The sequence below is a fragment of the Nonomuraea sp. NPDC049269 genome, assembly GCF_043197155.1.
Taxonomy (GTDB): domain Bacteria; phylum Actinomycetota; class Actinomycetes; order Streptosporangiales; family Streptosporangiaceae; genus Nonomuraea.
In genome coordinates this window covers 174,055-191,067 of record NZ_JBICSO010000013.1, presented here as the reverse complement: position 1 = coordinate 191,067, position 17,013 = coordinate 174,055, and the positions used below count along the sequence as shown (strand labels likewise).

At 69.1% G+C, this 17,013-nt stretch carries 18 protein-coding genes; 4 read left to right on the top strand and 14 right to left on the bottom strand.

The features are described from left to right. Nucleotides 1-11 precede the first annotated feature (11 nt). The 4 genes from ACGFNP_RS54910 to ACGFNP_RS54895 form a co-directional block, all read right to left on the bottom strand. A complete protein-coding gene (locus ACGFNP_RS54910) occupies nucleotides 12-1,019 on the bottom strand; it encodes a hypothetical protein (protein WP_393332219.1) in 1,008 nt (335 codons plus the stop codon). A 68-nt stretch (nucleotides 1,020-1,087) separates the two neighbouring features. Next, a complete protein-coding gene (gene lipB / locus ACGFNP_RS54905) occupies nucleotides 1,088-1,792 on the bottom strand; it encodes a lipoyl(octanoyl) transferase LipB (protein WP_358318313.1) in 705 nt (234 codons plus the stop codon). A 38-nt stretch (nucleotides 1,793-1,830) separates the two neighbouring features. Continuing rightward, the gene (locus ACGFNP_RS54900) at nucleotides 1,831-2,568 is read right to left on the bottom strand and encodes a peptidase E (protein ID WP_358318344.1); all 738 of its coding nucleotides are present in this window, start codon (nucleotides 2,566-2,568) and stop codon (nucleotides 1,831-1,833) included. A 36-nt stretch (nucleotides 2,569-2,604) separates the two neighbouring features. Further along, nucleotides 2,605-3,498 (bottom strand): TIGR01777 family oxidoreductase, encoded by an 894-nt coding sequence (locus ACGFNP_RS54895; protein WP_393332216.1) that lies wholly within the window; start codon nucleotides 3,496-3,498, stop codon nucleotides 2,605-2,607. 481 nt (nucleotides 3,499-3,979) lie between these two features. On the opposite strand from ACGFNP_RS54895, the gene ACGFNP_RS54890 reads away from it, so the two are divergent. Together ACGFNP_RS54890 and ACGFNP_RS54885 are read left to right on the top strand one after the other, a co-directional pair. Further along, nucleotides 3,980-4,528, top strand: coding sequence for a TlpA family protein disulfide reductase (locus ACGFNP_RS54890; protein ID WP_393332213.1), 549 nt, complete (start codon nucleotides 3,980-3,982; stop codon nucleotides 4,526-4,528). After that, nucleotides 4,503-4,682: a hypothetical protein gene (locus ACGFNP_RS54885; RefSeq protein ID WP_393332210.1), complete on the top strand. Its 180-nt coding sequence runs from the start codon at nucleotides 4,503-4,505 to the stop codon at nucleotides 4,680-4,682. The genes ACGFNP_RS54890 and ACGFNP_RS54885 overlap by 26 nt, the downstream gene beginning before the upstream one ends. Before the next feature lie 89 nt (nucleotides 4,683-4,771). Here the strand turns inward: ACGFNP_RS54885 and ACGFNP_RS54880 are convergent, their stop codons facing one another. Continuing rightward, nucleotides 4,772-4,903 carry a hypothetical protein gene (locus ACGFNP_RS54880; protein WP_358318316.1) on the bottom strand — a complete coding sequence of 44 codons (132 nt, stop codon included), beginning with the start codon at nucleotides 4,901-4,903 and terminating at the stop codon, nucleotides 4,772-4,774. Nucleotides 4,904-4,915: 12 nt separating this feature from the next. After that, nucleotides 4,916-5,464 carry an AAA family ATPase gene (locus ACGFNP_RS54875; RefSeq protein ID WP_393332207.1) on the bottom strand — a complete coding sequence of 183 codons (549 nt, stop codon included), beginning with the start codon at nucleotides 5,462-5,464 and terminating at the stop codon, nucleotides 4,916-4,918. A 111-nt stretch (nucleotides 5,465-5,575) separates the two neighbouring features. Between ACGFNP_RS54875 and ACGFNP_RS54870 the strand changes: the two genes are divergently transcribed. Both ACGFNP_RS54870 and ACGFNP_RS54865 read left to right on the top strand, forming a co-directional pair. Further along, on the top strand, nucleotides 5,576-6,478 hold the full coding sequence (locus ACGFNP_RS54870) for an ABC transporter ATP-binding protein (RefSeq protein ID WP_393332204.1): 903 nt from the start codon (nucleotides 5,576-5,578) through the stop codon (nucleotides 6,476-6,478). Next, the gene (locus ACGFNP_RS54865) at nucleotides 6,475-7,257 is read left to right on the top strand and encodes an ABC transporter permease (protein ID WP_358318319.1); all 783 of its coding nucleotides are present in this window, start codon (nucleotides 6,475-6,477) and stop codon (nucleotides 7,255-7,257) included. Before ACGFNP_RS54870 ends, ACGFNP_RS54865 begins: the two co-directional genes overlap by 4 nt. Nucleotides 7,258-7,267: 10 nt before the next feature. Here ACGFNP_RS54865 and ACGFNP_RS54860 read toward each other — a convergent pair whose 3' ends face one another. From ACGFNP_RS54860 to ACGFNP_RS54825, 8 genes are all read right to left on the bottom strand, one after another. Next, the gene (locus tag ACGFNP_RS54860; protein WP_393332200.1) at nucleotides 7,268-8,239 is read right to left on the bottom strand and encodes an N-acetylglucosamine kinase; all 972 of its coding nucleotides are present in this window, start codon (nucleotides 8,237-8,239) and stop codon (nucleotides 7,268-7,270) included. Further along, nucleotides 8,236-9,495 carry a 6-phospho-beta-glucosidase gene (locus ACGFNP_RS54855; protein WP_358318321.1) on the bottom strand — a complete coding sequence of 420 codons (1,260 nt, stop codon included), beginning with the start codon at nucleotides 9,493-9,495 and terminating at the stop codon, nucleotides 8,236-8,238. Before ACGFNP_RS54855 ends, ACGFNP_RS54860 begins: the two co-directional genes overlap by 4 nt. After that, a complete protein-coding gene (locus ACGFNP_RS54850; RefSeq protein WP_358318322.1) occupies nucleotides 9,492-10,394 on the bottom strand; it encodes a carbohydrate ABC transporter permease in 903 nt (300 codons plus the stop codon). Before ACGFNP_RS54850 ends, ACGFNP_RS54855 begins: the two co-directional genes overlap by 4 nt. Further along, entirely contained in the window at nucleotides 10,394-11,377 is a 984-nt protein-coding gene (locus ACGFNP_RS54845; protein ID WP_393332197.1) for a carbohydrate ABC transporter permease, read from the bottom strand. Before ACGFNP_RS54845 ends, ACGFNP_RS54850 begins: the two co-directional genes overlap by 1 nt. Nucleotides 11,378-11,383: 6 nt before the next feature. Further along, a complete protein-coding gene (locus tag ACGFNP_RS54840) occupies nucleotides 11,384-12,703 on the bottom strand; it encodes an ABC transporter substrate-binding protein (protein WP_393332194.1) in 1,320 nt (439 codons plus the stop codon). 48 nt (nucleotides 12,704-12,751) lie between these two features. Further along, entirely contained in the window at nucleotides 12,752-13,915 is a 1,164-nt protein-coding gene (locus tag ACGFNP_RS54835; protein WP_393332191.1) for an ROK family protein, read from the bottom strand. Between the two features lie 127 nt (nucleotides 13,916-14,042). Then, nucleotides 14,043-16,364 (bottom strand): hypothetical protein, encoded by a 2,322-nt coding sequence (locus tag ACGFNP_RS54830; protein ID WP_393332188.1) that lies wholly within the window; start codon nucleotides 16,362-16,364, stop codon nucleotides 14,043-14,045. Further along, entirely contained in the window at nucleotides 16,361-17,008 is a 648-nt protein-coding gene (locus ACGFNP_RS54825; RefSeq protein ID WP_393332186.1) for a hypothetical protein, read from the bottom strand. Before ACGFNP_RS54825 ends, ACGFNP_RS54830 begins: the two co-directional genes overlap by 4 nt. Nucleotides 17,009-17,013: the final 5 nt, after the last annotated feature.

Below are 17,013 nucleotides of genomic sequence, written 5' to 3'. Positions count from 1 at the left end.
GGGCGGATGCCTCAGATGATGAGGCCGAAGCCTCGGATCGCGCGGGTGTAGTGGCGGAGCAGTTCGTCGTCGATCCGGTCCGACTCCGCCGAGCCGAGCAGCTCGGAGCCGGGCGCGGCGATGAGGACGCGGTCGGGGGTCAGCGGCGCGGGAGAGCCGTCGAGGGCCGGCGGCGCGGGGGACAGGGCGGCCTGCCTGATCGACGCCACGCTCTCGCCGCGCAGCGCGGCCGCCTGCATCGGGGCGACGTAGCTGCCGCTGGCCAGCAGTCCGTCGATCTCGGCCAGTTCCCCGGCCGTGATGACACGCAGGGCCCTCGCCTGGCGCTGTTCGCGCCTGTGGGCATCGCCGGAGCGGGCCAGCCGTTTCAGGCAGTACTCGGTGAGCAGCACCGGGCCACCGAGCACCCGCCCGACGATCCGGCCCAGGAAGCCGGCCACCTCGTAGCCGGTGCTCACGGTGTCCAGGGCGCCGAGCGATGAGGCGATCTTCGTCTGGGCCTCCTCGCGCACCCGCAGCGGTGCCGCTCCGAGGAGGGCCTCCCGCCATTCGCCCAGCGTCGATAGCGCGCCGTTCACGATGAGCTCGTCGCCGGTCGGCAGCTCCGCGTACGCGGCGGCCAGCAGCGCGACCCGCCGCCTCGGCGACAGGGCCAGCCACGAGGGCAGCCCGATGACCAGCACCGGCGTCCTGAGCAGGCCGTTGCGCGAATAGCCGGCGCCCAGGACCAGATCCCTGACCGCCACCTTCTTGGGACGCCGGACGCCGATCCGGTCGGCCACCCGGTCGGCCATGCCGTACAGCTGCCTGGCCGAGGCGGGATCGAGAACCTCGGCGTCGGCGGGCAGGCGGCCGAGCCGCGGCCGCAGCATCCATCCGATGGCGATCAGCAGGCCGCCGAGCGCCCACGCCGCGGCGAACTGGGTGTTGACCACGATCGTCCACCCGCCCAGCACGACGAACGCCAGCGTCAGTGTGTGCACGACGAGAGCGAGGACCAGAGCCGCGAGCCGCTTCACAACCTGATCGTAAACAGGCAAATGCCAGATTTCACGGTGATTCCCGCACCGCTTCGGTCACCGGCCGGCTAGCCGCGGCCGGTCATCCGCATGAGGTCTTCTTCGTGGAGGTCGTACGGCTCCAGGCCCAGCGCCTCGGCCAGCCGTTTCTCGGCGATCGGCAGGACCTCCTCGACCACGATCCGCCTGCCCGTCTCGGCGGACAGCGAGGAGACGCCCACGTCCGGGATGCCGCAGGGAACGATCCGGCTGAACCAGCGCGGGTCGTTGGCGCAGTTGAGCGCGAAGCCGTGCATCGTGACGCCGCGCGAGACGCGGATGGCGACCGCGCCGAGCTGACGGTCGGGCAGTCCGAGGCTGGGGTCGCCCGCGGCCCAGACCCCGGCCCACCCCGGCACCCGCCTGGCCGTGACGCCGAAGTCGGCGCAGATCTGGATCATCGTGTCTTCGAGCCGGCAGATGTAGCGGGTCACGTCGCCGACCTCGATGATCGGGTAGGCGACGAGCTGGCCGGGGCCGTGCCAGGTGATGCGGCCCCCGCGGTCGACGTCGATCACGGGGGTGCCATCAGAGGGACGTTCGTGCGGAGCGGTGCGCTTGCCGGCTGTGTAGACGGGCGCGTGCTCCAGAAGCAGGACCGTGTCGGTCAGCTCACGGGCGACTCGCTTGCCGTGCACCCAGCGTTGCAGCTGCCAAGCCTGCTCGTAGGGGACGTCGACACCGAGGCGAACGATGGCCAATGCGTGGGGGTCGACCCCGTGCTTGGGGCGCATGCGTCCATTGTGCCGTTCCCTCACGCATCAAGGGTAATTCAGGAGGTCAGCAGCCGGGGCTCGATCCGGAACTCCTTCGCCCCTTCGGCCCCGTCATGCTCGATCCTGTACGCATATCCAGCCGGATCGGTGGTTACGGCCTGGATGAACTCGGTGCCCACGTAGTGCAGCGCCACGCCCTCGTCGGCCGCGTAGCCCTCGGGCAACTCCCCGCTGGCCACCGACTGGTGCAGCAGCGGCCGGCGTTGCGGCTCGGAGTTGTAGTGGACGCCGCACGAGTAGGGCAGGAAGGCAAGGCCGTCGGCCCACACGTTCAGCTCGGGGCCGAAGGAGTCGGTGTTGCCGCCGACGTGCCAGCACAGCGCGCCCGCGCTCTGCCCGGACAGCACCACACCGGACCGCCACGCTTCCTCGAAGGCCTCGTCGAGCCCGTGCAACCGCCAGAGAACCGCCAGGTTGGCCACGCTGCCACCGCTGACATAGATCATGTCCTGCTCGAGCATCCACGCACGGGGATCCCTGACATTGGGCATCGGGAACACGGTCAGATGGCTCAGCTCAACGTCCCATCCGGCGAAGGCGCCGTACATCTTCAGCAGCCAGTCGGCGCTGTCCCCCGTCGCGGTGGCGACCAGCCCCAGCTTCGGCCGGTCCTGGCCGGTCAGGTCGAGGCCGTAGCGCAGCAGCGGGCTCGCCTCCAGAAAGCCGTGACGATCGGTCGGGCGGAACGATCCACCGCCGATGGCAAGAATGTGTGACTGGCCGGACCTGGTCATGTTGATGTCTCCCATGTGGTAAAGGACGAACGCACTTTAGATTATGGCGTCGAACGCCGCGTCGAGGTGGCTATGGGTGAATCTGTAGCCGGTATCGGACAGTTTCCCGGGCAGAATCCGGTGGCTGGGCAACAGCCCTTCCCGCGCGAACTCGCCGAGGCCGATGCCCAGCGCGAAGGCCGGGACCGGCATCGGCACAGTGCCCTTGTGCAGGGCTTTCCCGAGCGTGGTGGTGAACTCGGCATTGGTGACGGGATTCGGCGCGGTCAAATTAACCGCCCCCACCAAATCCCGATTTTTCAGGATATGCAGTACGGCCTGCACCCAATCATCCTCGGATATCCACGACCAGTACTGCTTCCCACTTCCCAGGGGCGCGCCGAGCCCCATCTTGAAGATGGGCAGCATTCGCCCGAGCGCCCCACCCCGCCCGCTCAATACGAGCCCGGTACGCACCTGCGCGGTCCTGACCCCGAGCTCCCCGGCGGCCCTGGCCTCACCTTCCCAGAGCTCGCACAGGTCGGCCAGAAACCCGGTGCCCTTCCCCTGGGACTCGTCGATGACCCGATCTCCGGTGTCACCGTAGAAGTCCACCCCGGAGGCCGACACCAGCACCTCGGGCGGCCGCGAGAGCTGCCGCAGCGCGTTGACGAGCACACGGGTCCCGTCGACCCGGCTCCGTACGAGCTCGCGCTTGTACGCCTCACTCCAGCGGCGGTCGGCGATGGGCGCTCCGGCCAGATGGACGACCCCCTCGGCCTCTTCGAGCGCCGAAAGATCGATCACATCCTCCCGAGGCTCCCAGTAGGCCTCCTCATCACCCTCCGGAGGCCGCCGGACCATCCGGACAACCCGCTGCCCCTGACCCCGAAGCGCCTCGACCAACAGCCCGCCGAGCAGCCCCGACGCCCCCGTAACGATGATCGTCATACTCCCACACTACGCCGGGGCCTCCCCGCGACCCACCGGCCGGCCGTCTGGAGTGTCGACCCTCTGGCGCCCACCCGCTTCGGCGGCCCGGCGCGGCCCCGCGTGCGGAAGTTGAACGCCGTACCACCGAAAGGACCTGGGGAAATTTCGGCGGCCCGATAATTCACCTTTTGGAGGTCTTGACGGACGATTGCCCCGCTGCTTGACTCCGTGGTGATCAAGAGCCCGCCGCGTTCGGAAAGGAGTGATGGGGCCGCTCGCTTGCCACGCTCTGGCCCGGAACGAGGTGCAGCGCGGGGTAGCGGACCAGCGCATATAGCGCTCTGGATTCATGCCTACATGTCGCCAAAACGCATTTCAGGCATTCCCGGGTCTCATCATAGAAAAATGCGAAATTCACTGCTGTCGCCGCGCCCGGAGTCTCCGCTGGGACCGCGGCATGCCGTGACATCAGCGATGTGTTCGTGATGAGGAGATCGTGATGGTTTTCGCTCTGTGGGCGGCAGTGCTGGTCCTCACTCTGTTGACCGTGCTCAACCTGGTGCTGATGCTCGGCGTCATCCGGAGGCTGCGCGATCACACGCAGCGGCTCGACGGCCTGTACGAGCGGTCCGGCAACCCGGGGCTCGGGCTGGAGGCCGGCGAGGTGGCGGCCGAGTTCGAGACCACGACCAGCGAGGGCGAGACGCTGACGGCCGCCTCTCTGGGTGAGCGGACCCTCATCGGCTTCTTCTCTCCCTCGTGCGCGCCCTGCAAGGAGCTCGCGCCCAAGTTCGCCGAGCTGGCCGCCGGGCGGGACGGGGTGATCGCCGTGGTCGCGGGGTTGCCCGATCAGATGGGCGACCTGCTCGACCTGCTCTCCCCGGTGGCCAAGATCGTCAACGGTGAGGTGGACGGCGGGCCGCTCGCCAAGGCGTTCGGGGTGAAGGCCTTCCCCCGGGTGTTCCTGGTCGACGAGACCCGCACGGTGCTGGCCGCCGGTCACTCGCTCGACGCGCTGGACGGTGTCCTCACCCCCGCCACTGGCTGATCGCTCCTGCCCGCGCGAGCTGGTCGCGGTCGCGGGGCCGACCTGGCGCAGCGCACCGGAGATGGTGGTGATCCACGCGGCCGCGACCATCGTTCAGGCGGTCCTTCCCGTGGCCACCACCTGGCTCACCTATGTTCAGGGGGAAGATCGGTAGCTCGCACAAAGCCGCCCGGCCCAGGGTGCGGTTGGTGTAGATCGCCGTGGTGATAGGAGCGGCATCCTGCGCTGGCCGAGCCTCCAGGCTCAGGCGGATGCGTCAATGCGCCGGGCTAGCGCAAGGTAGCCGTCGATGGCGCCCGGCAGCACATCAAGCCTGCGCAGCCGCACGCCGTCGTCGTCGCGTAACGCCAGCTCACCAAGAAGCGCGATCCGCACGCCGTCAGCGTCTCACGAAGCCCGGATTCCGGGCCGCCCCTGAGTGCCGCGCGTCCACGAGAGGATCCGCGCCGCCAGGTCGGCGACGTCCTCGTCCCCGCTGTGGAACACCGTCGGGATCAGCGCGCGGCCTTCCGCGGCGTCCGCCAGCGCCTCCTCGGTCCACTCCCGCGGTGAGCCGCGATCTCGCAGCCGGTCCTGCCGCACCTCGTCGGGGCAGTCCAGCAGGGCCCAATGAGCCGGTTCGTGCCACCGTCCCGCCGGGGCGACCTCCCCGGGATCGGGGATCGGGGACAGCAGCAGCACCGGATGCCCGGCCCGCCGCACCATGGTCACGATGCGCGTCCACATCCGGTCGTACGCGGGCCACACGGGCGCGGCTTCCGGCACCGCGATGGGCACCCCGAGCAGCGCGCCGTCCTCCAGCAGCTCATCGGAGTCCATCACCACCAACCCGTCCGCCGCCCGCAGCAGATACGGCAGCAAGGTCGTCTTCCCGGCGCCCGGAGCGCCCGCGAGCAGATACAGGGGCGCAGGCGCGCCGCTGAGTTGATCTCCCACCCACGTGATCGTAGAGGGCGGGACGGCCACCGCATCAACCGATCGGTGGATTCCGGCGGCGACGCGCACCGGTGATCCTCGGAGCATGACAACGAGCGAGCGGGCTGAGAGATGATCGCGCTTGAGGGGCTGACCAAGCGTTATGGCGGCAAGACCGCCGTGGACGGGCTGACGTTCACCGTCGAGCCGGGCCGGGTCACCGGCTTTCTCGGGCCCAACGGAGCAGGCAAATCCACGACCATGCGGATGATCCTCGGCCTTGACCGGCCGGACGGGGGCAGCGTGACGGTCAACGGCGGCGACTATGTGAACGCACCGCTGCCGATGCGCGAAGTGGGCGCTCTCCTGGACGCCCGCGCGGTGCACGGCACGCGTACGGCGCGCAACCACCTGCGCTGGCTCGCCCACACCAACGCGATCCCGGAGAAACGGGTGGACGAGGTGCTGCGCCTGGTCGGGTTGGAATCGGTGGCGCGCAAGCGGTCCGGCACGTTCTCCCTGGGCATGGGCCAGCGGCTCGGCATCGCGGCGGCGCTGCTCGGTGATCCGCGGGTGCTGCTGTTCGACGAGCCGGTCAACGGGCTGGATCCCGAAGGCATCAAGTGGATCCGCGAGCTGATGCGCGGGCTGGCCGACGAGGGCCGTACGGTCCTGGTCTCCAGCCATCTGATGAGCGAGATGGCGCTCACCGCGGATCACCTCGTCGTCATCGGCAGGGGCAGGCTGATCGCGGACGTCGGGATGCGGGAGTTCGTCCGGCACAGCTCCGGCGTGCTGGTCCGCGCGGATGACCAGGACCTGCTCACCCGCCGCCTGGTCGGCGCGGGTGCCTCCGTCGAGCCGGGCCCCGAGGCCGCGCTCGTCGTCACCGGGCTGGAGGCCGGAGAGATCGGCAAGGTCGCGATGGAGGCCGGGGTGGCGCTTTCGGAGCTGACACCTCAACGGCTCTCCCTTGAGGAGGCGTACATGAACCTGACCCGTGACAGCATCGAGTACCAGGCGGTCGTGGCATGAGGGCGAGCATCGCGGACACGTTCCACTCGGAGTGGACCAAGTTCCGCACGATCCCGTCGAACCTGTCCACCCTGCTGATCGCCGTGGTGCTCATGGCGGGTCTCGGCAGCCTCACCGCCTACCGCGCGGGCGAGGGATACCGGGCGTCGGGGGCGAGTGGCGTGTTCGACGCGACGAACATCAGCATGTACGGCGGGTTCCTGTTCGCCGAGACGGTGGTGGGTGCGCTGGGTGTGCTGGTGGTGACCTCGGAGTACGTCACCGGGATGATCCGGACGAGCCTGAGCGTGGTGCCGCGGCGAGGACGGTTGCTGGCCGCCAAGGCCGGGTTGTTCGGCGGCATCGCCCTGATCGCGGGAGAGGTCGCGAGCTTCGCCGCGTTCCTTCTCGGGCAGGCGGCCATCGCCGCCTCCGGTGCCCCCAGCGCGACGCTCGGCCAGCCCGGGGTGCTGCGGGCCGTCGCCGGGATGGGGCTGATCTGGGGGCTGGTCGGGTTGGTGGGCGTGGCGCTGGGCTGTCTGCTGCGGGGCACGATGATCGCGGTAACGGTGCTGGTGGCGGTCAACTTCCTCATCCCGATCATCGGTCCCAGGCTCCTGCCCGAGGAGGCCGGAGAGGTGCTGATGACGTACTGGCCCATCTCGGCCGGTCTCCAGGTCGCCACCACCGTGCAGAACCCCGACCGGCTGACTCCCTGGGTGGGGTTGGGGCTGATGGCCGCCTGCACCGCACTGCTGCTGGCCGTGGCGTTCGCCGTGTTTCGCTCACGGGATGCCTGAAGGCAGGCGGCTACCGGTAGGAGCCGCGCAGACGGTGTTCCGCGTCGGCGCTCGCGCCGAGCTTGTCCAGGCCCAGCAGCGCGGCGCCCACGGCCGGGGGCACCTCCACCACCCGGACCGTCGCCTTCGGTGCCGCCCGGTCGCAACCGGCGTGGATGCGGTCGAGCAGGTACCGATCGCCACCTGCGAGCACGCCGCCCCCCAGCACGATGTCCACCGGAACGTGCAGCAGATCCAACCGGCGCAGCGTCGCCGACGCGAGCAGGACCACCTCCTTGGCCAGCCGGTCGACCACCTCCCTGGCCACGGCGTCGCCGGCGCTCGCGGTCGCCAGCAGCAGCGGATTGAGCTCCTGGAGCCGGACGCGGCCGACCTCCCCGAAGTGGAGTCGCTCGACGAGGTCGGCCACCGAGGACACGGCGAAGTGCTCGGCCACCGCCCCCCGCAACGCGGTGTCGGGGCCGCGACCGTCCTCGGCCCGTACCGCCCGCCACAACGTCTCGTCGCCCAGGAACGAACCGCCGCCCCAGTCGCCCGACAGCCGGCCGATCGCGGGGAACCGCAAGGTCCGGCCGTCCGGCGCCACACCGACGCAGTTGATGCCCGCCCCGCAGACCACGGCGACCCCATGCCCGGGGGTGCCGGCGCGCAGCAGCGCGAAGATGTCGTTGTCGACGGTGATCTCCTCGGACCAGCCCAGCACGGCCAGCTCCCGCGTCAGCGCCTCCTGCTCCCGGCGGAAGTCGACTCCGGCGAGGTAGGCCGCGGTGTGCCGGGCGTACGGGGCACGAGCCGCCGGATCGAACCGCCGCGCCGCCTGCCGGACCAGCGCGTCGAGGGTGGCGGCACTGGCGGCGACCCCTACCTGCTGCGCCGACGCCCCGGGACCGCGCACCCGTGACAGCACCGTGCCGTCGGCCGCGACGAGCAGGACGTCCGTCTTCGAGTTGCCGCCGTCGATCGCCAGCACTCCGTCGATCACGCCGCCGCCCAGGGCAGGAAGTCACGGTTGACGGCGACCAGCCGGTCGGCCAGGGTCTCCGCCTGGTCGATCTGGCCGATGAGCGGGTGCGCCAGCAGCGCGTCGAACACCCGGTCACGGCCGCCGTGCAGCGCCGCCTCCAGGGCGAGGCTCTCGTACGCGGTGACGTGCGCGACCAGCCCCGAGATGGCCGGCGGCAGCGGAGCCACCGGCAGGGGGACCGGGCCGGCGCCGGTGATCCGGGCGGGGACCTCGACCACGGCGTCGGTGGGCAGGAACGGCAGGGTGGAGCCGTTGCGGACGTTCACCACCTGCACATCTCCCTTGTCGCCCAGCAGGGACGCCACCAGCCGCACCGCCGCCTCCGAGTAGTAGGCGCCACCCCGTTGCTCCAGCAACGCCGGTTTGGCGACCAGGCTCGGATCGCGGTACAGCTCAAGAAGCTGATGCTCGATCTCGCTCACGGCCTCGGCTCGCGACGGGCCGCGCCGGTCGGCCACGATCGCGTCGTGACGGTAGTAGTACTTCAGGTAGTAAGACGGCACGGCGCCGAGCCGGCGCATCACCTCGGCGGGGAGCCCGACGTGCTCGGCGAGTTCGTCGGCATGCTCGGACAGCAGCCGGGGGAGTACGTCCACGCCGTCGACGCGCACGGCCCGCACCCACGTCAGATGGTTGAGCCCGGCGTGGTCCAGCGCGATCGTCTCCGGCGCGACACCCAGTTTCCCGGCCACCCAGCGCTCGAAGGTGATGGCGACGTTGCAGAGCCCCACCGCACGGTGACCGGCGTCGAGCAGCGCCCGGGTGACGATGCCGACCGGGTTGGTGAAGTCGACGATCCAGGCTTTCTCGCCGGCGATCCGCCGCACCCGTTCGGCGAGGTCGAGGACCACCGGCACCGTGCGCAGCGCCTTGGCCAGGCCCCCCGCACCCGTGGTCTCCTGACCGACGCAGCCGCACTCCAGCGGCACGGTCTCGTCCGTCACGCGGGCGGCCTGGCCGCCGACGCGTAGCTGGAGCAGCACGGCGGCGGCCCCGTCGGCACCGGCCTCGAGATCGGCGGTGAGGCGCACCTTGGCCGGATGACCCGCGTGATCGAGGAGGCGGCGCGCGAACCCGCCCACCACCTCCAGCCGCTCGGTGTCCGGGTCGACCAGCGCGATCTCCTCGACATCGAGATCGGCGTACTGATGGGCGATCCCGCTGACCAGTTCCGGGGTGTAGGTGGAGCCGCCTCCGACGATGGTGAGTTTCAACCCTTGACTCCTGTGAAGGTGATGCCGCGGACGAAGGACTTCTGAGCGAGGACGAAGAGGAGGATGACCGGGAGCATGACCACGACCGTCGCGGCCATGGTGAGGTTCCACTGCACCTGGTGCGCGCCCCGGAACGAGGCCAGGGCCAGCGACAGGGTCCACTGGTCCGGGTTCTCCCCGGCGTACAGCAGCGGCCCGAAATAGTCGTTCCAGGTGTACATGAAGCAGAACAGGGAGATCGCCGCGATGCCGGGCCGGGTCATCGGGAGCAGCACCCGCAGCAGCGTCCGCAGGTCGCCGCAGCCGTCCACGCGGGCGGCGTCGAGGTAGGACTGCGGGACCGTGAGGAAGAACTGCCGCAGCAGGAAGATGCTGAACGCGTCGATCAGGAAGTACGGCAGGATCAGCGGCCACAGGGTGCCCGTGAGGTGGAAACGGGCCCACAGCAGGTAGAGCGGGACCGACAGGACCTGCGGCGGTATCATCATGGCGGCGATGATCACCAGGAACACCGCCTGGCGGCCCCGCCAGCGCATCCGGGCCAGCGCGTAGGCGGCCGGGACGCTGGACAGCAGCATCCCGGCGGTGGCGAGCAGCGAGTACATCATGCTGTTGCCCAGGTACTTCAGCAGCGGCGCGGTGTTGAACACCGCCGCGAAGTTCGCCGGATGCCAGGACCGCGGCCACAGATCGGCCGTCAGCGCCTGCCGGTCCGACATGAACGCGGTGAGCGCGACGAAGACCAGCGGCAGGACGAACATCAGCCCGATGGCCAGCGCGACGCTGTGCACCGCGATCCAGCGCATGAGGCCACGCCGGTTCGACCGGCGGCGGCGCGCCGGTCCGCGCCGGGACGCCGGGCCGGTGGCGAGGTCTGTGGTGGTGGTGAGCGTGGCCATCACGCCATCTCCTCGGCATGGGAAGCACGGCGTAGACGGTGCACGAAGAACACGGTGAACACCGTCGAGACCACGAACAGGGCGATGGACATGGCTGACGCGTAGCCCATGTTGTAGTAGTGGAACCCCTGCTGGTACAGCCAGACGGGGAAGGTCAGCGTCGAGTTGTCCGGGTAGCCGATGACCCGCCGGCTGCCGGCGATGTCGGCCGACCCGGAGGCCACCGAGGCCGCGACCACCGCCTGGGTGAAGTACTGCAGCCCGAGGATGATGGAGTTGATCACCCCGAAGACGAGCACCGGCGCGATCGCCGGAAGCGTGACGTGCCAGAACCGCCGCATCGAGCCCGCGCCGTCCAGGGACGCCGCTTCGTAGAGCTCGCCGGGCACGTCCAGCATCCCCGCCATGATGATGATGATCAGCTCGCCCGAGGCCCACAGGGTGAGCAGGGTCAGCGCGGGTTTGGCCCACGCCGGGTCGCTGAACCACAGCGGCCCGGAGACGCCGAACCAGCTCAGCACCGTGTTGACCGGCCCGGTGCCGGGATTGAAGAGGAAGGTGAAGGCCAGGGTGGCCGCCACCGGCGGAGCCAGCGCGGGCAGGTAGATCAGCGTCCGGAACAGCCCCGCGCCGTTTCTCACCCGGACCAGCACGGCCGCGACTCCGGTGGCGAAGACCAGGCGGAGCACGGTGATGACGACGACCAGCCACACGGTGTTGTAGGCCGCCTTGCGGGCCAGCGGATCGCCCCAGAGCAGGAAGACGTAGTTGCGCAGCCCGACCCACACCGGAGCGTTGAGCAGGTCGTAGCGGGTGAAGGAGTAGTAGACCAGCGCGGCGAGCGGGTAGACGACGAACAGCGCCAACCCGGCCAGCGCCGGTGCCATGAAGGCCAGCGGCCGTATCCAGTGTCCCGGCCGCGGCCGGATCCACCTGGTGAAGGGGGATCCGGCCACGTGCGTGGTGTGCGGTGCGGCGGTCATCAGCGGTCAGCTGCCGAGTTGCGCGTCGGCGTCGATCTGTGTGCCCGTCTTGGCCAGTCCCGCCTTCAGGTCGGGGACGCCACCGCTCTGGTAGGAGATGGCGAAGTCCTCGGCGGACTTGAGGTAGGCGCCGCCGTTCGCGCTGGCCGGGTTCGTGGCCAGGTTCGGGTTGGCGAAGATGTCGAGGAAGGTCTTGAAGTGGACGTCCTTCTGCAACGTCGGATCCTGCAGCGCGGGGACCGTGGACGGAACGTTCTTGAGGCCATGGGCCAGTTCCTGCAGGGCGCCGGGGTCGGTCGACAGATACTTGACCAGCTCCCAGCCGGCACCGGCGTTCTTGGCGCCCTTGGGGATCCCGATGATCGTTCCGGTGGTGTAGCCACCGCCGTACAGGTCGGGCTTGTTGTCCGCGACCGGGAACGGAGCCGTGGCGTAGTCCAGCTTGGGCGCTTCCGCCTCGATGAAGGCGGTGCGGAACTCGCCGTCCATCGCCATGGCGATCTGCCCCTTTTCAAAGGCATGGTCCGGGGAGTACTCCTGGCCGAGACCGGCCGTGAACTTCGCCAGCTTGTCGCGCCCGTAGAAGTCAGTGAACTTCTTCGCCCACTCCAGCATCGCCTGCCACTGGGGGTCGGTGCCGAGGGCGGACTTTCCGTCCTGGCCCGCCCACTGGGCGCCCCAGCTGGCCGCCCACATCTGCACGTGGTTGGCGTAGAAGCCGATCGTGGGCACGAACCCGGCGACCTTGATGGACCCGTCGGGGTTACGCACCGTCAGCTTCTTGGCGGCTTCGAACAGCTCCGACATCGTCTTCGGGGGCGCGCTGATGCCGGCCTTGGCGAACATCGCCTTGTTGTAGTAGAGGCCGTAGACGTCGGCGAGCAGCGGCATCGCGCAGCGCGTGCCCTTGAACTCGGTGTACGCGCGGGTGGCGGCGGGAAGCTGGTTCAGGTCCACCTTGTCGCGGGCGATGTAGTCCTTGAGGTCCTGCCAGGCGCCGCCGGAGCAGAACTGGCCGATGTTGTCGGTGGAGAAGGAGATGGCGACGTCTGGAGGGTTTCCTCCTCTGATCGCCTGGGCGACCTTGTCGTCGTCCTGGCTTCCCTGGTTCTTGACCGTGATGTTCGGGTGCTTGGCCTGGAAACCGTCCAGCACCTTCTGGAGCACTCCCAGCTCGCGACCGCTGAACTTGCTCCAGACGCTCAGGGAGACCTTCTCGCCGGCGCTCGGCGCATTGGCCGTACCCGATGAGCTCGTCTCCGGGGCGCACGCGCTCGCCAGGAGCGCGAATGCCGCACACGCCGCCGCGACACCGATTCGTCGCATTGATACCCTCCAAGGGGGGTGAACTGCTGACCCGCCGCCATGGTCAGGTCAAGGGGTCGGGGTTACTGTGAACACCTCTTCGCGGGCCGCGGCCAATGCCAGCCGCAGCGCGCCTGAGCGAACCGGGTTACCGGTCAGCAGGCTCGGTTGAATCTTTGGGCGGGGAAGGACGAGTTCGCCCAGTTCCTCGGTGACCAGGCCGCACAGGACGCTGCCGCCGGCCCGGCCGATGTCGCCGGTGAGGACCACCAGCGCGGGATCGACCACGGACACCACACCCGCCACGGCCAGCGCCACCCGGCGGGCCAGGTCCCGGAGGAAGGCCGACCGGGCGACAGGGTCCGTGCCGAGGTCCTCCGCGAGCAGCTTCTCCAGATCGTCTCCGGCGAGCCCGTGCGCGTGGGCCAGCTCCAGGACCGCCCTGGTGCCGAGCACGTCACCGATGCGCCGGCCGCCGGTCACGCCGGTGGGCGGGCAGGGCATCCAGTCGATCTCGCCGGCGCCGCCGGAGGAGCCCCGTAACAAACGCCCGCCCGAGACCACCGCGGCACCGATCCCGCGCCCCATCCAGATCAGTACGAAGTCGTCGACTCCGACGGCTTGGCCGACCGCCATCTCGTCGAGGGCGACCAGGTTGACGTCGTTCTCGACGGCCACCGACGTGGCGAGCCCTCCTGACAGCCGATCCAGGACGTCGAAGCCCTGCCACGGCGGCAGGTGCGGGGCGAAGTGCAGGTGCCCGGTGCGCGCGTCCACGGAGCCGGGCACTCCCACGACGACCCGGTGGAGTTGCCCGGTGGTCAGGCCCACCTCGCCGGCGGCGACGGAGACCGCGCGGCACAGATCATCGACGTCGAGGTCCGCCTCATCGACGGGACGGTATCGATGCTCGGCGACGATCTCCCCGCAGATGTCGGACACCGCTATGTCCAGCGTGCGCGGGGTGAGGTCGACCGCCGCCACGTGGGCCAGCGCGCCGTTGACCGCCCAGCGTTGCGCGCGCGGCCCCTTGCCGCCCTCCCGGAGCCCCGCGCGCCGTACGTGACCGCTCTCCTCCAGCCGGAGCAGGAGGTCGGCTGTCGCCGGTTTCGACAGGCCGATGTGTGATTCCAGCTCCAATCGGGTCAGCGGCCCTCGATCGAGCAGAGCCAGCAGCGCCGCGCGGTCATTGATCCGGCGCAGCAGCTGGGGGCTTCCCCCGCGCTGTTCCACTTGGGACACTCCCTTACTAGTCTGGGAACTTCCCAGACTATTTCCGAGGAATGTACCTCATGCACATCGGCCCACGTCAAGAGGCCACCACGTGATTTTTGGTCACGTGATGGCCTCACCGGAAGTGCTAGTTGGAGTTGTCCGGCCACGACGACGGCACGTTGTTCAGGAACAAGGACTTGCCGCTCAAGGGCTCGCACCAAACCCCGCGGTCGCCCGTGCAGAAGTCGTCCCGCTCGTAGCCGGACCAGTTGGCGATCGGTCCGGCGCCGGCCGGTCCGGCGAGATGCTTCCACGTCGGCAGCGTGCCGTCGATGAGCGTGCTGCCGAAGGAGTACATCCTCGTGCGGTCGGGGTAGTAGGTGATGGATGCGTTATTGCTCGAATCGAGCTGTTTTTTCATGATGTTGTTGAAGAAGATGTTGTTGTAGCCGGACGATCCCGACCACTTCACCGCCTTCTTGCCGGCGGCCCACCAGATCGGGTACCACTGCGAGTCGTCCGGTGGGCTCCCGCCCTCGTCGCCGCAGTTGCTGTAACAACTGCCCGGCCGGTGCCCGTAGGGCGTGTTGACCCGGTTGAGCTCGAAGATGTTGTTGCGCTCCCAGCCGCCGTGCAGGTTGAGGTCGGAGTCGAAGTCGTTGCCGATGGCCACGTTGCCGGACGAGGACCACTGGAAGGTGAAGTGCCGCAGGTTACGGGTGGCGTTGCCGGCGTACACCGAGTCCCAGACGCGGGAGCCGCGGAAGTAGCCGTTGCCGCCCTTGCCCTTGTTCCAGGCGCCTTCCAGGTAGTTGTTGATCACCGAAAGGTTCTTGGCCTCTTCGGTCACGATGGCGTGGGAACCGGTCATGTACGACCGGACCCCCTTGATCCACCCGTTGATCGCCCACTTCAGCACGATGCCATGCATCTCCCCGGCCGGATCCATGTTGCCGTAGTTGTGGCTGGCCGAGGCGGGCTCCTCGGAGGGCAGGTCCTGGGTGAAGTACAGGTTCTCGATCCCCACCCCCAGGACCGGATCGACGATCGGCGACGCCTTGGAGTCGAAGGGCTTGTCGAGCCCGGGAATGGGCTTCGAACCATCGGAGGTGGAGTTGACCGGCACGTCGAACTCCAGCGGCTTGTCCAGCGTGATGGTCTTGCCGTTGACCGCCGTGATCTTGAAGATCTGCTGCCGCATGTGCAGGTTCTGCAGTGGGTGCTCGGTCGGGACGGCCTCCATCTGCTGGTAGAACTTCATCGTGTTGGCGGCGCGGATGTTCACGTACGCGCCGGCCTTGAAGTTCGCCATGATCTTGCTGTTGGTGTTGTCGTCCAGGGCGATCTCCATGTCGCCTGTCCGCGCGGCGAGTCCCTCCCCCCACTTCGCGCTCTTCTTCAGCTTCGCGCCGACCTTCCAGTGCACGTTCACGGTGCCTTCGAAGATGTCCTTGCGATTCTGCGGCGCCGCCTTCCAGCCGTTGTCGTAGTCGGGATGGTGCTCCCTGGCCTGCACCCGGAACAGGCCGCGCCCCGGCCAGATCCATCCGCCGGGGGCGGGGTCCGCGTTGCCGTCTCCGCGATCGACGGTCATCGCGTCCTCGTCCCAGTCCGATCCGTCCGGGGTGAGCTTGTCGTAGCGGGTGTTGGCGTCGGGGGTGTAGACGATGCGGGTGCCGGTGGCGGGATCGGAGCCTTCGCCGCGCAGCACGGTGTAGTCGGCGTCCACGTAGATCTGGTGGGTCACGTTGAGTGTGCCCGCCGGAAGGGTGATCTGGCTGAGTGTGTGATAGCCGGCTGTCGGTGAGCACGTGCTCTTGATGTGGTCGATGGCGTTCTGGATGCCGCCGGTGTCGTCCTGCCCGTCGTTCGGCCGCACACCGTACTGGCTCTGCATGGCGGCGGAGGTGACGGCGCACGCGCCGTTCGGGTTGAAGTCCCCGGCGCCGGGCAGGTCGCCGCCCTCCAGGTAGCCGGCCTGGGACCAGTCGCGCAGGCCGATCTGGAGGCCGCGGCGGTTCCCCGCGGACAGGTCCAGGTCCTTCAGCGGCGTGGGCGGGGAGATGTACAGGTCGGGGTAGCCGCACGTGTGGTCGGCGTTGGGGGACCAGGCACGGGGCGACACCGCGTTGTACTTACCGGTGATCTGAATGTAGAACGGGTCGCCCTTCTCCGTGGGATCAGCCGGATTGTCGATCTTCAGGACGTGGTGGTTCTGGTAGAAGAGATTCAGGTTGGTACCGCCCTTGCCGTTCTGGTCGTCGTTGATCATCCGGCACGAGTACCCCTTCTCCGAGGCCGCGCCCTCTCCCGTGGAGTTGAAGGGATATTCGTCGCAGCTGTCCAGGTCACCCGGCGGACGCGGCAGGCTGCCTGGGCAGGCCTTGTTCCGGTTGGCGTCGTCTTTGGAGCCACGCGTTAGCGGGACGCCGCCCGGCTCACCGGGGACAGGGCCGCCGTCCTTCATGCCGGGCACGCCGCGCCGTCGCTTCCGTCGTCGAGCACCCTCGGGCAGGAGGGCTTGATGCCGCGCTTCTCGCAGTAGAGCGCCTTGGCCGCGACGCCGGCGCCGTCCACCTCCCCCCAACTGCCCAGCGGGATCGCGACGACCTCGACCTGGTACGTCCAGGTGCCCAGGGCGCGGCCGTCGGCGTTCGTGTCGGCGTGCCAGTACTGCGTGACGAAGTAGTTGAGCTGGCCCACCTGACGGGTGCGGTCGGGGTTGTAGACCTTGGCCGCCTGCAGCGGGCTTCGCGCGCACACCTCGACGCGGCTGATGTACTGCCAGGCGCCCTCCGGCGGGGCCGCGCACCCGGCGGGAAACGTGCTCGTGGCCATGCGCGCCGCCTTCGTGGCGGCGGTCTTCGGCCTCGTACAGCCGTCTTCGGGCTCCCCGAACAGCTTCGCGGCCGCGGCGGAGCAGCCGTCGCGCACCTTGAGCCGGGAACCGGCCCGCGGCGTGTCCCAGTCCTTGTCGGCCGGGGGAACGCGGTCGGTGGTCTTGGCGGGAGTGGTGGTGGGAGGTGGTGTGGGCTCGGCCGCTGACACGCCGGTCAGCAGGGAGAGGATGACAAGTAATACCGCGAAAACGGCTGATAAGCGGTGTAACACCCTGT